General features: G+C 59.8%; 11 protein-coding genes. 4 read left to right on the forward strand and 7 right to left on the reverse strand.

Features of this window, described 5'->3' with window-relative positions:
- Nucleotides 1-3: 3 nt before the first annotated feature.
- Nucleotides 4-645: a glutathione S-transferase family protein gene (locus ACQQ2Q_RS03175; RefSeq protein WP_428185567.1), complete on the forward strand. Its 642-nt coding sequence runs from the start codon at nucleotides 4-6 to the stop codon at nucleotides 643-645.
- Here the strand turns inward: ACQQ2Q_RS03175 and ppdK are convergent.
- Complete coding sequence (gene ppdK / locus ACQQ2Q_RS03180; protein ID WP_428185568.1) at nucleotides 635-3,325, reverse strand: pyruvate, phosphate dikinase; 2,691 nt, start codon at nucleotides 3,323-3,325, stop codon at nucleotides 635-637. The genes ACQQ2Q_RS03175 and ppdK overlap by 11 nt on opposite strands.
- A gap of 155 nt (nucleotides 3,326-3,480) precedes the next feature.
- Nucleotides 3,481-3,894, reverse strand: a complete 414-nt coding sequence (locus ACQQ2Q_RS03185) for an Ivy family c-type lysozyme inhibitor (RefSeq protein WP_428185569.1) — start codon at nucleotides 3,892-3,894, stop codon at nucleotides 3,481-3,483.
- Between the two features lie 185 nt (nucleotides 3,895-4,079).
- Between ACQQ2Q_RS03185 and ACQQ2Q_RS03190 the strand changes: the two genes are divergently transcribed.
- Entirely contained in the window at nucleotides 4,080-4,985 is a 906-nt protein-coding gene (locus ACQQ2Q_RS03190) for a GGDEF domain-containing protein (RefSeq protein ID WP_428185570.1), read from the forward strand.
- Between the two features lie 9 nt (nucleotides 4,986-4,994).
- Here ACQQ2Q_RS03190 and ACQQ2Q_RS03195 read toward each other — a convergent pair whose 3' ends face one another.
- The 3 genes from ACQQ2Q_RS03195 to ACQQ2Q_RS03205 all read right to left on the reverse strand — a co-directional run bounded on the left by ACQQ2Q_RS03195 (nucleotide 4,995) and on the right by ACQQ2Q_RS03205 (nucleotide 10,035).
- Nucleotides 4,995-8,462 (reverse strand): chromosome segregation SMC family protein, encoded by a 3,468-nt coding sequence (locus ACQQ2Q_RS03195; RefSeq protein ID WP_428185571.1) that lies wholly within the window; start codon nucleotides 8,460-8,462, stop codon nucleotides 4,995-4,997.
- Between the two features lie 171 nt (nucleotides 8,463-8,633).
- Entirely contained in the window at nucleotides 8,634-9,386 is a 753-nt protein-coding gene (locus ACQQ2Q_RS03200) for a DsbA family protein (protein WP_428185572.1), read from the reverse strand.
- 148 nt (nucleotides 9,387-9,534) lie between these two features.
- The gene (locus ACQQ2Q_RS03205; RefSeq protein WP_428185573.1) at nucleotides 9,535-10,035 is read right to left on the reverse strand and encodes a DUF721 domain-containing protein; all 501 of its coding nucleotides are present in this window, start codon (nucleotides 10,033-10,035) and stop codon (nucleotides 9,535-9,537) included.
- Nucleotides 10,036-10,127: 92 nt separating this feature from the next.
- Between ACQQ2Q_RS03205 and mutY the strand changes: the two genes are divergently transcribed.
- Together mutY and ACQQ2Q_RS03215 are read left to right on the forward strand one after the other, a co-directional pair.
- Nucleotides 10,128-11,225, forward strand: a complete 1,098-nt coding sequence (gene mutY / locus ACQQ2Q_RS03210; protein WP_428185574.1) for an A/G-specific adenine glycosylase — start codon at nucleotides 10,128-10,130, stop codon at nucleotides 11,223-11,225.
- Between the two features lie 3 nt (nucleotides 11,226-11,228).
- Nucleotides 11,229-11,843 (forward strand): HAD family hydrolase, encoded by a 615-nt coding sequence (locus ACQQ2Q_RS03215; protein WP_428185575.1) that lies wholly within the window; start codon nucleotides 11,229-11,231, stop codon nucleotides 11,841-11,843.
- 29 nt (nucleotides 11,844-11,872) lie between these two features.
- Here the strand turns inward: ACQQ2Q_RS03215 and ACQQ2Q_RS03220 are convergent, their stop codons facing one another.
- Together ACQQ2Q_RS03220 and ACQQ2Q_RS03225 are read right to left on the reverse strand one after the other, a co-directional pair.
- Nucleotides 11,873-13,735 carry a hypothetical protein gene (locus ACQQ2Q_RS03220; RefSeq protein WP_428185576.1) on the reverse strand — a complete coding sequence of 621 codons (1,863 nt, stop codon included), beginning with the start codon at nucleotides 13,733-13,735 and terminating at the stop codon, nucleotides 11,873-11,875.
- 227 nt (nucleotides 13,736-13,962) lie between these two features.
- Complete coding sequence (locus ACQQ2Q_RS03225; RefSeq protein WP_428185577.1) at nucleotides 13,963-15,093, reverse strand: site-specific DNA-methyltransferase; 1,131 nt, start codon at nucleotides 15,091-15,093, stop codon at nucleotides 13,963-13,965.
- Nucleotides 15,094-15,135 lie beyond the last annotated feature (42 nt).

Below are 15,135 nucleotides of genomic sequence, written 5' to 3' on the forward strand. Positions count from 1 at the left end.
AGCATGGGAACGGATATCAGGTTGTTTGGCGCGGACTATAGCGTTTATGTGCGCATTGCGCGGCTGGCGCTCGAGGAAAAGGGCGTAGACTACGAACTCGTGCCCGTCGATATCTTTGCCGAAGGGGGGCCATCTGCAGATTACCTTGCGCGCCATCCCTTCGCCCGCATCCCGGCCTTCGACCATGGCGGTTTCCGGCTTTATGAGACGGGGGCGATTACGCGCTATATAGACGAGGCCTTCGAGGGGCAGGCGCTACAGCCAAAGGACGCGGAGACACGGGCGCGCTGCAATCAGATCATCAGCATCGCCGACAATTATGCCTATATGCATATGGTCTGGGGTGTATTTGTCGAGCAGGTCGAAAAACCAACCAATGGTCAGCCGATGGACGAGGCCAGGTTTGCGGCATCGCTGGAGATATCGCGAAAGGTGCTGAGCGCGCTTTCAGGCTTCAAGCAAAACGGCCCCTGGCTGCTGGGAGACACGCTGTCGCTTGGCGATCTCTATTATGCGCCGATATTCGACTATTTCCTGATGGCCGAGGACGGCAAGAAGCTGATCGGCGACTATCCGGCACTGCAAGACTGGTGGACGGAAATGTCCGCCCGGCCCTCCATGGTGCGGACCGCGCCTACCGTCTGACCGCCCCTTCGCCTGCTTTCCTTGCCTCGATGGCTGCTTGCGCTGCTGCAAGTCTGGCGATCGGCACGCGGAAGGGGGAGCAGGACACATAATCGAGGCCGGCACTCTCGCAGAAATGGATCGAGGCCGGGTCGCCGCCATGTTCTCCGCAGATGCCGAGCTTCATGTCGGGCCGTGTCTGGCGTCCACGCTCGGCCGCGATCCGGATCAGTTCACCCACACCGTCAAAATCGAGCGAGATGAAGGGATCATGCTCGATCACCCCCTTTTTCTGATAGGTGGTGATGAAGGCAGAGGCATCGTCTCTGGAAATACCGAATGTGGTCTGGGTCAGATCATTGGTGCCGAACGAGAAAAATTCGGCGGCTTCGGCAATCACATGGGCGCGCAGGGCCGCTCTTGGCAATTCGATCATGGTGCCGACGAGATAGGAAATGGAGAGCCCGGCTTCGTCCATGACTTCGTTTGCAATGCGGTCGATCACCGTCTTCACATAATCGAGTTCCGACTTCAGTCCCACCAGTGGGACCATGACTTCCGGCACCACCGGCGCACCGGTCTCACGGGCAGCAGCAACCGCTGCCTGGAAAATAGCGCGGGCCTGCATTTCGGCGATTTCAGGATAGGAAATCGCCAGTCGGCAGCCGCGATGACCGAGCATGGGATTGAACTCATGCAGCGCGTCCATTCGGCGGCGCATGAAAGCGACGTCGATGCCCATGGCCGCTGCCACTTCCTCGATTTCCGCGTCCGTTTTCGGCAGGAATTCATGGAGCGGCGGATCGAGCAGGCGGATCGTGACCGGCAGGCCATGCATGATGGAAAAGAGTTCGGTGAAATCCGAACGCTGCATGGGGAGCAGCTTGTCGAGGGCCGCACGCCTGCCCCGTTCGTCTTCCGCCAGGATCATCTCGCGCATCACCTGAATGCGCTCGCCCTCGAAGAACATGTGTTCGGTGCGGCAAAGGCCGATGCCTTCGGCTCCGAAAGAGCGCGCGGCCCGGGCATCGCCCGGCGTATCGGCATTGGTGCGCACCGTCATGCGGCGTGTCTTGTCGGCCCATTCCATCAGCTTGGCGAAATCGCCCGACAATTCCGGCTGAAGCATGGGCACATGGCCCTTGAGCACCTGACCGGACGAGCCATCGATGGTGATGATATCGCCCTTTTTCAGGGTCACGCCTATGCCGATCAACACCTCGTTGCGCAAATCGGCGCGCATGGTACCTGCGCCGGCCACGCAGGGAATGCCCATACCGCGTGCGACGACAGCCGCATGGCTGGTCATGCCGCCACGGGTGGTGAGGATACCTTCGGCGGCATGCATGCCATGAATATCCTCAGGCGAGGTTTCGACGCGCACCAGAATGCATTTGCGGCCTTCTTCCTCGGCCAGAACGGCTTCTTCCGCGGTAAAGACGATCTCGCCAGTGGCAGCACCCGGCGATGCCGGCAGTCCGGAGCCAATCACATGGCGCTCGACGCGTGGATCGATTGTCGGATGGAGAAGCTGATCCAGCGAAGATGGCTCAATGCGCGCGACCGCCTCATCTTCCGTGATCACGCCTTCAGCCACCATGTCGACGGCAATCTTCATGGCAGCCTTGGTGGTGCGCTTTCCGGAGCGGGCCTGCAACATCCACAGCTTGCCGCGCTCTATGGTAAATTCCAGATCCTGCATGTCGCGGTAATGGCTTTCCAGACGGGTGCAGATGCCGGTGAATTCGGCAAAGGCCTCTGGCATGGCCTTTTCCAGCGATGGCTTTTCCGACACGGCCGAAAGCCTGCCCTCCTCCGTCAAGGATTGCGGCGTGCGGATGCCGGACACGACATCCTCGCCCTGGGCATTGATCAGGAATTCGCCATAGAGCGATTTTTCGCCCGTCGAGGGATTGCGGGTAAAGGCAACGCCCGTCGCAGAAGTCGAGCCGAGATTGCCGAAGACCATGGCCTGGACATTGACGGCGGTGCCCCATTCGCCGGGAATTTTGTGCAATATCCGGTAGGTTGCGGCACGCGGGTTCATCCAGCTTGCAAAGACGGCTGCGATGGCGCGCCAGAGCTGATCGTAGGGGTCCTGGGGGAAGCTTTCGCCCAGACCCTCTTCAATCGCTTCCTTGTAGAGCGTGATGACGTGCTGCCAATCGACGGCAGTGAGCTCGGTATCGCTATCGTGACCGAGCATGGCCTTTTCGTGGTCGAGAATTTCCTCGAAAACGACATGGTCGAGACCCATCACCACGTCACCATACATCTGGATGAATCGGCGGTAGCTATCCCAGGCAAAACGGGCGTCGCCAGACGAATGACCCAGCGCCTGCACCGTTTCATCGTTGAGACCGAGATTGAGGACCGTATCCATCATGCCGGGCATGGAGGAGCGGGCACCGGAGCGAACCGAGAGCAGCAGCGGATCTTTGTCATGGCCGAAGCGGCGACCGGTCTCGGCCTCGATACCCTTCAAGCCTTCCAGCACCTGCGCCTTCAAGCCATCGGGCAATGCGCGGTCATTCTTGTAGTAATAGGCGCATGCATCCGTGACGATGGTCAAACCGGGAGGAACCGGTAGCCCCAGTGCCGCCATTTCCGCCAGATTGGCACCCTTTCCCCCCAGAAATTCGCGATCAACCGCCCGGCCTTCGGCTTTACCGCCGCCGAACGTGTAGACCCACTTCGTCATTCCCTTGCTCCACCCGAAATGCCTTTATTTCCTAATGTTTATATGAATTGTGACGGCTTGGGAACGGTGACAGCCAAGATTTTATTGCGCTGCAGCATGACTGTTTCCGGCGCCGCCTTGCCTCCTTCATCGAAACGAGCGAAAAGGCCTCCGCTTCAGTCATCGGGTGCAATCAGCGCGGCCTTTTCAGCATCGCTCGGATCGCCGAGGAAAACTTCACCCTTGTCCTTGTCGACGACGCGCATGACAGCGTGCTTGCCGTCGGCCGAAAACAGCACATGCAGCTGGCTATCCGGGCAATGGCCTGCCTGGCACGCCATGAAGCGCTCCATCGGCTTGCCATCGACGGTTTCGCGGCTCGACCCCATGGCGACATAACCGCCGCGCGAGACCATGTTGCGCACCCAATTTGGAATATCGCCGCGACCCTTGATCAGGGCCGAAAGCGTATCGGCATAGACTTCCGATTGCTCGACGACGCGGAATAAAAACCGACCGGAGAGATTGTCCTGCGCCTGGGCAGATGTCGCGAAAATAACGACTGTTGCGATAAAAATTAGAAAACGCATAGCTAAAACCCGTGTAGTTCCGACCGTCGGAGACGGACCATAATAAGTGTTTTGTCCGAGGTGAGCGATAAAATCAAATCCGGGCGGCCAAAGGGGAAAAGTTTAGGCAATTGCTTCAGGCAATTTTCAGCTTCCCGTGGGATACTTATAAGTTCATTCGAATTGACACATGGAGCCAAGGCGGGATGCGGTCCATCGCAGACGAACTGTTGCACCTGCAAGACGGCGCCAGCGTGATCACGGCCGCTTTCGACGCGGACGATCGCCTGCAGTACTGCAATACCGCCTTTCGGGATGCCTACTTCGTCGACGAGGGAGAGAGCATCGTCTGGGCGGATATCATGCGCCGAAACCACGCCGCAAAGCGCGGCCCCGTGATCAAAGATCCCAATATTGAATCCTGGCTGGCAACTGCATTTACACGCCGGGGAAAATCCACAAAACGCGGCTTCGAGGTCGACCTGGTTGACGGCCGATGGATCTGGGTGGTCGAAAGCCTGCGGGAAGATGGCTGGCTGTTGATGACCGGCGTCGACATCACTGAGTTACGCATGGACGAGCGGGAATTGCGCCAGACCCGCGACTTTGCCCGACGCGCCTCGCAAACCGATGATCTGACCGGTATCTCCAACCGTCGCCACATCATGGAACAGCTCGACAATGTGCTGGCGGGAAATAGTGCCGGTCAAACCGGTGGCGGCTGTGTATGCCTCTTCGATATCGACTATTTCAAGCAGGTCAACGATGACTATGGTCATCAGGCCGGTGACGCTCTGATCGTGCATTTTGCCCGCACGGTGCAGCAGCATATCCGCCGAACCGATATTTTCGGACGCGTGGGCGGAGAGGAGTTCATGCTGATCTTGCCAGACACCAGTCTGGAGCAAAGCAGCGGCATGATTTCCCGGGTGCTGAAATCCGTACGGGAAAGTCACCCGCTGGCGCAAGACGCCAGCTTCACCTACACCACGTCTGCCGGCATTTCAGAAATCATGGCGGGCGATACAGTCGAATCCGTCTTTGCCCGTGCCGATGCAGCGCTTTACGCTTCCAAGCACAGTGGTCGCGATCGGTTGAGCCTGGCTGCCTGAGCCGAGGCTTCACACCAGATCGCGCTCGCGGAGTTGCTCTGCTGTCTGCAAATCGACTGACACCAGTTGCGACACACCCTGCTCGGCCATGGTTACGCCGAAGAGGCGGTTCATGCGCGCCATGGTGATGGGGTTGTGGGTAATGATGACGAAGCGGGTTTCGGTCGAGGCCGCCATTTCGTCCATCAGATTGCAGTAGCGCTCCACATTGTGGTCGTCGAGAGGGGCGTCCACCTCGTCCAGCACACAGATCGGGGCCGGATTGGTGAGGAACACGGCAAAGATCAGCGCCATGGCTGTCAGCGCCTGCTCGCCACCGGACAACAGTGTCATGGTCTGCGGCTTCTTGCCGGGCGGGCGGGCGAGGATTTCGAGGCCAGCCTCCAACGGATCGTCGCTTTCAATCAGCTGAAGCTCTGCGGTCCCGCCGTTGAAGAGATGGGTAAACAGGCGCTGGAATTGGGCGTTGACGACATCGAAGGCGGCCAGCAGTCGTTCGCGACCCTCCTTGTTGAGGTTCTGGATCGCGCCGCGCAACTTGCGGATGGCATCGATGATATCGTCGCGCTCCTTGATCAGGGCACTCAGTTGATCCGACAATTCCTGCTGTTCTTCTTCGGCGCGCAGATTGACCGCGCCCAGACGCTCGCGCTCCATGCGCAGCCGGTCGAGATCGCGCTCGACATCGCGCAGGTCGGCAATGTCGGAGGCATCCTTCATCCCGGTCAGACGCAAGGCCTCATGCGCCTGAACATTGAGCGTTTCCTGAATGCGGGCCTCGCCTTCCTTGCGGCGATCGCGGGCCGATACCAGCCGCTCCTCGGCGCGGCCACGACGCTCGCGACTTTCGGCCAGTTCCGACAGCGCCGTTGCCGCCTTGTGATCGGCTTCACGCTGGCGGGTTTCGGCCTCGGCCAGGCGGTCTGCGGCTGCCTTGCGTTCGCCCTCGGCCTTTTGCAATTCGGTCATCAGCATGCGGCGCTTGTCGTCGAACTCGTCAGGCGCCAGTTCCAGCTCGGCAAGTTCGTCGCGGGCCTCGGCATCGCGCTCTCTCAAGGTTGCGATCTGGGCCTCGGCACTGGCGGCGCGTGCCTGCCAGGTCGAGCGCTCCTGCCGGATCGACAGAATGCGACGCTGGCGCTGTTCGTTTTCGCGATTCAGGCTTTCATGCACGGCCCGCGCTTCGGCCAGCACACCGCGAAGGGTGGCAACAGAGGCCTGTTCCTCGCGCAATTTTTCGTCCAGGTCGGATAGATCGGGCGCATCCTCAAGGGCAATGCGGGCGTCTTCCTCGTTGATGGCGAGATCTTCCAGCTGGCCGCTCAGGCTGTTTCGGGCTTCATTGATGACATCGCGGCGGCGAACCAGATCACCGGATGCGCGCTCGGCAGCGGCCAATGCCTCGCGGGCTTCGGCCAACTGGCGGATGGCGATGCGCTGGCGTTCGCGGCTCTCGGCCATACGCGCTTCGGCAATACGGATGCCCTCGCCGGCACTTGCAAGGTTATCCTCCGCCTCCGCCATCATGTCGCGGGCTTCTTCGCTTTCAGCCTCAAGCTCGGCCAGACGGTTTTTCTGGGCCAGACGCAGCGCTGCCGCACTCGGGGCTTCCGAGCCCGTCACATGACCGTCCCAGCGATAGACGGCGCCATCGCGCGTCACCAACCGCTGACCTGGCCGCAGCTGTTTCATCAGTGTTGCAGCCTCGGCGGCATCGACCAGCCCGACCTGACGCAGGCGGCGGTGGAGCGCGTCGGGTGCCTGAACATGGCCGATCAACGGAGAAACACCCTCCGGCAAGCCCGGGTCGCTATCGCCGGAACCAGTTTCGGTCCAGTGGGCGGGGGCGCGCTCGTCCAGCGGGGAATCCAGATCGTCGCCCAGTGCCGCCCCCAGCGCCGTCTCGAAGCCGCGGTCGACGGTCAGGGCATCGGCGATCGGTGAAAACTCACCCGAGGTCGCACCGCTTGCCAGCATTTTCTGGATCGTGCGGGCTTCGGTTTCCAGTGCATTGACCCTGGAGCGTGCCACTTCCAATGGTTGGCGCAGATCGGCTTCGGCGCGGCGGGCGGCGGATACCGCATCCTCGGCCTCGGCCATCTGGACTTCCAGATCCTCAATGGCGACTTCGGCGGCCTCGACCAGTTCCTGCTTTTCCGAGGGGTCGGGCAGTTCGGCCATACGCGCTGCGATCGTATCGATCTCGCGGCCCGCCTCCTCTGCCTGACGCTCGAGACGCTGGCGGCGTTCGGCCAGATCACGGATGCTCCGTTCCAGCGCATTGCGCCCGGCAGAGGCTTCTGCACGCTCTGCAGTCAGAATTGAAAAGCGCTTTTCCGCCTCTGCGAGATCGGCGGCGGCTGCTTCGAAAGCAGCCCTTGTTTCTTCCGACTGGCGCCCGGAATCGGAAAGGATCTCTTCCAGTTCCGCCTCTTCCTCGGCAAGACGGTTGAGCACCTCGGTATTGTCGGCGGTCAGCCGTTCCTCGCGCCGAATATCCTCATCCAGCTGGGCCAGCCGACGGGTCAGTTCGTCGCGACGTTTGAGGATACGGTTCGCCTCTTCGTCCAGCTGCGAGCGGGCGATCTGAAGGCGCTGCAAGGTTGCGGCAGCGGCCACTTCGGCGTCGCGCAATTCCGGCATCTTGAGGCTGGAGATGGCCTGTGCCTTGGCGGCCTCCATCTGGATCTGCGCCTTTTCGGCAACGATGGCGGTTGCCTGATTGAGCGCTGTTTCCGCCTCGGCTTCGGCGTCCTTGGCCTGCAGCCAGCGGATATACAACAGCATGGCCTCGCGGGCGCGTATATCGGCAGACAGTGCCTTGAAGCGGTTGGCCTGGCGGGCCTGACGTTTCAGGCTCTCGATCTGGCTTTCCAACTGAACAGTGATGTCTTCAAGCCGCTCGAGGTTGGTTTCGGCGGCACGCAGACGAAGCTCGGCCTCATGGCGACGCGAATGCAGGCCGGAAATTCCGGCTGCCTCTTCCAGCAATTGCCGACGGGCCTGAGGCTTTGCCTGAATGAGTTCGCCGATCCGGCCCTGCCCCACCATGGAAGGCGAGCGCGCACCGGTGGAGGCATCGGCAAACAGAAGCTGCACATCCTTGGCACGGGCTTCCTTGCCATTGATGCGATAGACCGAACCATTCTCACGCTCGATCCGGCGGGTGACCTGAATCTCATCCTGATCGTTGAAGGCAGCTGGTGCGGTGCGGTCGGAATTGTCGAGATAAAGGCCGACCTCCGCCGAATTGCGAGCGGGCCTGTTGCCGGACCCGGAAAAGATCACGTCGTCCATGCCGGACGCGCGCATGTTCTTGTAGGAATTCTCGCCCATCACCCAGCGCAGGGCCTCGACAAGATTGGACTTGCCGCAGCCATTGGGCCCGACAACGCCGGTCAGGCCGCGTTCGATGATGAATTCGGACGGTTCGACGAAAGACTTGAAGCCCTGCAGCCTGAGCTTGGTAAACCTCATGACACCGACCTCGTCTTGTCCGCGACGGTGAGAAGGAGGCTGAAGAGCTCAGACGAGGCGTGCGAAAGCCGGTCCAGCGGCTTCCGATACATCCCCATTGCAGAGGCGGAAAAACACAAAAAAACGGGCGCACGGGTCCGCCCGCCGCCCGTTCTCGCAACGGAGCGTTGGTTAGAGCATGCTGTCGATAAGCGCCGACATGGATTCAACCGACATGTCTCCAGAATAGGTCTTGCCGTTGATGAAGAAGGTCGGTGTGGCATTCACGCCGAAATCCTTCGCACCGCGGTCCCTGATAGCCGTCACATCAGCGGCTAGCTTCTGGTTCGTCAAGCAGGCTTCGAAGCTCTCCTGTGTAAAACCTGCCAGTTTCGACAATTGCAGCATCGCACCGCGCACATCGCCGTCGGAAGGAGCCGCCCAGGCGCGCTGCTGCTTCATGAACATCGAGATGAAAGGAAGCTGCTGGCCTTCCGGCGCGCAGCGCGCGAGCATGAAGGCAGCGGTTGCGGCAGGATCGAAGGGGAATTCGCGAATGACGAAATAGACCTTGCCGGTGTCGATGTATTTGGTCTTGATCGGTTCAAGCGTCGTTTCATGGAAATGGGCGCAATGCGGGCAAGTCATCGACATGTATTCGACGATCTTTACCGGCGCATTTTCGTCGCCCATGGTCATTTCCGGCAGCGGGCCGGGCTTGAGCACGTCGGCCATATCGACATCGCGGTCGGATTTTGGAATTTCCGTGCTGCTTGTGGCAGCCGTCGTTACCGGGTCAACACCGTCCTTGGCGCTATCTGATGCATTGGCAAGGGCATTGGGCGCCTTCTCGTCGCTGCAAGAAGCAAGGCCTACGGAAAGAGCACCGACGGCGATGCCGCCCAGAAGGAGGCGCCTGGTGGTGGTGAGTTCAAGATTAGCCATCGGTCTATCCTGCAATTATGAATTTCGGGTCTGCCAATTCGTTATATCGGCCATTGGCCGCAAACAAGGCGGTTGGTCGCCACTTTCATCAAAGAATTGTGAGAAGAAAAGGCCGCAATCATTAAATTTCTTCCATGTTATCGCGCGCTTATTTACGCTTGGCGGAAGAAAGCACGCCGGTCCCGAGTTTTCGGATTGCCGATTTCAGCGTTTCACTTTCAATTCCGTCCAGCATGGCTTCCAGCCTCCTTGCCCTTTCGCCTTCCAGCGGGCGCAATTTGCGGCGATGGTTGTAGGATTGCGATACCGGCTTTTGCACGATGCGGATCTGGGCAATGGCGGGATAGCCGAAAAAACCGTTGATACGATCGATCAATTCACCCTGCGCGTGATTGAGGAACAGGGCACGGGCACCTTCGCAGGCAACCACCAGCACGCCGGGGCGGTGACCGCCAGCCTCGTTGAAATCGTTGTGGCGCGGCCAGGTGATCTTTTCCGGACGGGTGCAATCGGCAAAGTTCTCGCCGGCAATATCTTCCCACGAACCAAGCAGCGCCGTGGTGATACCTGCACGGCGGGAGAGGACGGGATCGATGATACCGTTGGCGAGTTCGGCAATCTGGAACGCGCCTCTGCGTGGTTTCTTCATGGCTGTTGTTTTTTCATGGACCGGCATGTGCCTTACGCTTCTCGCCTTGATTACAGCGACTGATTTGTCCAGATATACGGCACTTTCCCCATATGCGGCAAATGATGACACACAATATCCCCGAAAACGCCGAGGCCATGGCGCTTCTTGCCTGGTACGACCGCCACCACCGGGAATTGCCCTGGCGGGTATCGCCGTCGATGCGCAAGCATGGCGTGGTGGCCGATCCCTACCATATCTGGCTTTCCGAGGTGATGTTGCAGCAGACCACCGTGCAGGCGGTCAAAAGCTATTTCCAGATATTTCTCAGCCGCTGGCCCACGGTCAAGGATCTGGCGGACGCCCCGGTGGACGACGTCATGGCCGCCTGGGCGGGACTTGGCTATTACGCTCGTGCGCGCAATCTGAAGAAATGTGCGGAAGTGGTGGCGACCGCGCATGGCGGGATCTTTCCCGATAGCGAAGAGGGCTTGAAAGCGCTTCCGGGGATTGGCGACTATACCTCAGCCGCCATCGCCGCCATCGCCTTTGACCGCCAAGCGGCCGTGATGGATGGCAATGTCGAGCGGGTGATTTCCAGGCTTCACGCGATCGACGCCCCGCTTCCAAGCTCCAAGCCGGTGATGAAGGCACATGTTGCGACCATGACACCGGCATCGAGGCCCGGCGATTTTGCCCAGGCGATGATGGATCTGGGAGCAACGATCTGTACGCCGAAGAGACCCGCCTGTTCTCTTTGTCCTTTCAACGCCCACTGTCTGGCGCTTCTGAAGGATGATCCGGAGCGCTTTCCGGTCAAGGCTGCCAAAAAGGAAAAGCCTGTTCGTTTGGGTGCTGCTTATGTGGCGGTACATGAGGACCGTGTTTTGCTGAGACGGCGTGTGGCAAGCGGTCTTCTGGGAGGCATGACCGAGGTTCCGACAACCGAGTGGACTTCACGGCAAGATGGCGGAACCGGGATCGAGCACGCCCCCTTCCCCGCCGACTGGCAGGCCAAAGGGGTGGTCACACATATCTTCACACATTTCGAATTGCGGCTGAGTGTCTATTGCGCCGACGTTGACAAAGCACCCGCCGATAACGGCTGGTGGGAGCCGGTTGAAAATCTTGAACAGCAAGCGCTGCCCACCGTCATGAAAAAGATAATCATGCAGGCTATGCCGCACGCATTTCCAACACGGAGCAAATGATTCATGGCCGCAGACATACAGCATATCGTTTTCGACATCGGCAAGGTTCTGATCCATTACGATCCCAACCTGCCCTTTTCCCGGATCATTCCCGATGAGAGCGAACGGCAATGGTTCTTCGACAATGTCTGCACCCATGAATGGAATGTCGAACAAGACCGCGGTCGTGACTGGGCCGAAGCGGAAGCGCTGCTGATTGCCGACCATCCCGAGCGCGCCGAGCAAATTCGTGCCTTTCGGCAATACTGGCGCGAAATGGTGCCGCATGCCTATGAAGACAGTGTCGCGATCATGCTTGGCCTGATCGAAGACGGACGCGATGTGACGATGCTCACCAATTTTGCCGCCGACACGTTTCGTGAGGCCCGCGGTATGTTTCCCTTCCTCGACCGCCCGCGCGGCGTCACGGTTTCTGCCGAAGTCGGGCTGATCAAGCCGGATATCGCCATCTACGAGACCCATGCCAAGAGCTTCGGCCTTGATCCGTCCAGGAGCATTTTCATCGACGATTCGCTCGCCAATGTAGAGGGTGCCAAGGCTGCCGGATGGTATGCGGTGCATTTTACCGGGGCAGACAAGCTGCGCTCCGATCTCGCCGCCCATGGAGTGGACGTCTGAAATCGGATGGAAAACGAACCCGTTGACGCTCAGGCGTCGACGGGCTCGCGTGTCACCGCCTCATAATGCGCTTCGATCTGACGTGTGAGCGCTTTGGTATCGAAGAGGGCTGCGGATTTACGCGCCTCCAAAAGGGTCTGGCGCAGGCGGATATGGCGGTCCTTATCCTGCGCCAGTTCGACCGCCAGGCGGACGAATTCTTGAATATCTGTTGCCACCAGTTCCGGCAGGCCGACCGCACGCAGCAGGCTTTCCGAGACGCGGCTGGCAAAGCTTGAGCCATGCCATGTGAGCACTGGCACGCCGCACCAAAGGGCGTCGGATGTGGTGGTGTGGCCGTTATAGGGGGCGGTATCGAGGGCGATATCCGCCTCGGCGAGGCGGGCCAGATGATCGGTCATCGGCATTTTGGGTGCGAAGATCAGACGGTTCGGATCGACACCTGCATCACTTGCCGCCTTTTCCAGATTGGTGCGGGCAAGGCCCTGATGGTCGAGCAACCACAATACCGATCCATCGACGGCGGATAAAATCTGCATCCAGGCGGCAAAGACCGGCCCACGAATTTTCTGCGTTTGATTGAAGGAACAGAAGACAATCGCATCCTTTGGCAGACCGTGTGCCGCGCGGTTGCCGGTTCGCGCGACCGGAGGACGGCGATCGTCGTTCGACTGATAGCAGGGATCAAGCCGCAGCAGTCTTTCTTCGTAATGCAGCTCGCTTGCGGCAGGTGTGACCACGGCATCGGTCAGCGCATAGTCGATGCCGGCACCGGGCACGCTGCCGGGAAAACCGAGATAGGTTATTGCAACGGGTGCGGGACGACGGCTGAAAATGCCAAGGCGGCTCGATTGGGTGAAGCCCTTCAGATCGACCAGGATATCGAGTTCGAGGGTGCGAATTAACTCGGCTGCGGCCTGATCGTCGAGGTCCAGAATATCGATATAGTGGTCGACACTTGCAAGAAACCGCGCGCGATGATTGCCGGTTCGGGCCTGTTTCGGCGTGTGGCAGATACCGTAGATCTGGAAGCGGTCGCGATCATGGGCTTCCAGAACGCCTGCAAACAGCGCCATGGTTGCGTGCTCACAAAAATCCGCCGAGACATAGCCGATGCGAAGCGGTTCTTCGGGGGTGCGCTTGCGCGGCTGCGGACGGTGCGGTGACAGTTGAGGCAACAGAACCTGCGCCGTGCGGCGGGCGCACAGTGCGTGATAGGCTTCATCGCCGGACCATGTGAGCGCACGAAAGGCATTTTCGCGGATGTCGGCCCGATCGCCCTCGCGGGCATAGGCCGCTTCCAGCTCGGACTGAAGCGTCGCTGAGAGCGAAAAATCGCAAAGATTGGCAGCGCACCAGAACAATTCGCTCAAAGCCAGTCGCTCGGTGGGATTGGCAGCATAGGCTTTCAAAAGTGCCGGATAGGCTTCATCATAGTGGCCAAGTCCTGAGAGGACGATACCGGCATTGAGGAAATTGCCGGCGCTGCTGCCATGATCAGCCAGATGCCGGGCAAAGGGCAAGGCCTCGGCATAGCGCCCGGCTTCGCGGTAAAGACTGCAGATCGAGTGATTGACGTCACTGTCGCTTGCCATATGGGCATGCAATTTCAACAGCGCACCAAGGGCCGACTGGTTGTCGTTGACGGCCAGAAAATGCGAGGCAGCGCGAAAGGCGACATCGCGGCGACGGGCGCTTGCGAGATCGATGGCGCCGGCGAGATAAAGTCCGGCCGCAGCGCGGTCGCCCAGTTTCTCGTGCACCATGGCTGTGAGGATGCGGGCATCGGCATTGCGCTTTTCGCGTTCCATCAGGCGCGCCAACGCCTTGAGCGCGACCGCATGATCGCCCCGGTTAAACGCCTGCTTTGCCTTGTCCAACAGAGCTGTCAAATTTCGCACCCCAAATTTGAGGTGGAGATTTAGGTGCGTCAGCTTGCTCGAGGCTGGCCAGTCTTCCTATATGAATTGGCTTGAATACATGACGCCCGGACCTCGTAACCGAGGACCGGGCGTCTATTTCTTCCTGCGGGACTGAAGGTACTAAAACCGCAGGAAGGATGGGCAGACGGGCAAAGAAGGGTGGATCGTCAGGACCGTCCATCAAATGATGGACAATCCTATCCCAGCTTTGCCAGTTCACTGCGGATGACTGACCTCAGATCGTCGATGGGACGCAGAGCGTCGCCATCCTCATAGTGCCAGAATGTCCAGCCGTTGCAGGCATCGAAACCCTGCACCTTGGCACCCAGCCGGTGGATGGAGCCGGCATCGCCACCAGACGCGATCGTACCGTCGGCGCGGATGATGGCGCTGTAACGGCGCTTGGCATCGGTCAGAACCTGACCGGGCTTCACCAGACCGCTTTCGATCAGCGTGTTGAAGGCAACGCGCGGCTCGGACTTCTTGCCGGTCAGCACGGTCAACTCGGCCTTGCCGAGAGGCTCGACTGCTTCAATGCGGGCCTGAGCCGCATCGATGTAATCCTGCTCGCGCTCGATGCCGACGAAATGGCGACCGAGGCGTTTGGCAACGGCACCGGTTGTGCCCGAACCGAAGAAGGGATCGAGGATCAGATCGCCGGGCTTGGTGGAGGCCATGATGACACGGGCCAGCAGTGCTTCCGGCTTCTGGGTCGGATGAACCTTCTTGCCATCGTCGCCCTTCAGGCGTTCGCCGCCATTGCAGATCGGAAACAGCCAGTCGGAGCGCATCTGCACGTCGTCATTGGAGGCCTTCATGGCATCGTAATTGAAGGTATAGCCCTTGGTCTTCGGATCGGGAGAAGCCCAGATCATGGTTTCATGGGCGTTCTGGAACCGGCGGCCCTTGAAATTCGGCATGGGATTGGTCTTGCGCCAGATGACATCGTTGAGGATCCAGAAATTGAGGTCCTGCAGCGTGGCGCCGACGCGGAAAATGTTGTGATAGGAGCCGATCACCCAGATGGTGCCGGTTGGCTTGAGCACGCGGCGGCAAGCGAGAAGCCAGGCGCGGGTGAAGGCGTCATAGGCCTGAAAGGATGCGAACTGGTCCCAGTCATCGTCGACGGCGTCGACATGGCTCTGGTCGGGACGGGTCAGCGAACCGCCCAGCTGAAGGTTATAGGGTGGATCGGCAAAGATGACGTCCACGGAATTGGCGGGAAGTGCTTCCAGCGCTGCGACGCAATCACCCTTGATGATGGTGTCGATAAAGGAGGACGGTGCACTCGAACGACGCAGTTCGGCGATCGGGGAGACAGAGGCCATCGGATACTCACTCTTACACGGACGCGATACTTGATGGCTGTT

Source organism: Agrobacterium sp. ES01 (assembly GCF_050320885.1).
Classification (GTDB): Bacteria; Pseudomonadota; Alphaproteobacteria; order Rhizobiales; family Rhizobiaceae; genus Allorhizobium.

What these genes read in the sequence shown, in the direction of transcription:
- ACQQ2Q_RS03195 (WP_428185571.1), bottom strand. Translation starts at nt 8,462, where the DNA reads ATGAGGTTTACCAAGCTCAGGCTGCAGGGCTTCAAGTCTTTCGTCGAA.
- ACQQ2Q_RS03175 (WP_428185567.1), top strand. Translation starts at nt 4, where the DNA reads ATGGGAACGGATATCAGGTTGTTTGGCGCGGACTATAGCGTTTATGTG.
- ACQQ2Q_RS03190 (WP_428185570.1), top strand. Translation starts at nt 4,080, where the DNA reads ATGCGGTCCATCGCAGACGAACTGTTGCACCTGCAAGACGGCGCCAGC.
- ACQQ2Q_RS03215 (WP_428185575.1), top strand. Translation starts at nt 11,229, where the DNA reads ATGGCCGCAGACATACAGCATATCGTTTTCGACATCGGCAAGGTTCTG.
- ACQQ2Q_RS03185 (WP_428185569.1), bottom strand. Translation starts at nt 3,894, where the DNA reads ATGCGTTTTCTAATTTTTATCGCAACAGTCGTTATTTTCGCGACATCT.
- ACQQ2Q_RS03200 (WP_428185572.1), bottom strand. Translation starts at nt 9,386, where the DNA reads ATGGCTAATCTTGAACTCACCACCACCAGGCGCCTCCTTCTGGGCGGC.
- mutY (WP_428185574.1), top strand. Translation starts at nt 10,128, where the DNA reads ATGCGGCAAATGATGACACACAATATCCCCGAAAACGCCGAGGCCATG.
- ppdK (WP_428185568.1), bottom strand. Translation starts at nt 3,325, where the DNA reads ATGACGAAGTGGGTCTACACGTTCGGCGGCGGTAAAGCCGAAGGCCGG.
- ACQQ2Q_RS03225 (WP_428185577.1), bottom strand. Translation starts at nt 15,093, where the DNA reads ATGGCCTCTGTCTCCCCGATCGCCGAACTGCGTCGTTCGAGTGCACCG.
- ACQQ2Q_RS03205 (WP_428185573.1), bottom strand. Translation starts at nt 10,035, where the DNA reads ATGAAGAAACCACGCAGAGGCGCGTTCCAGATTGCCGAACTCGCCAAC.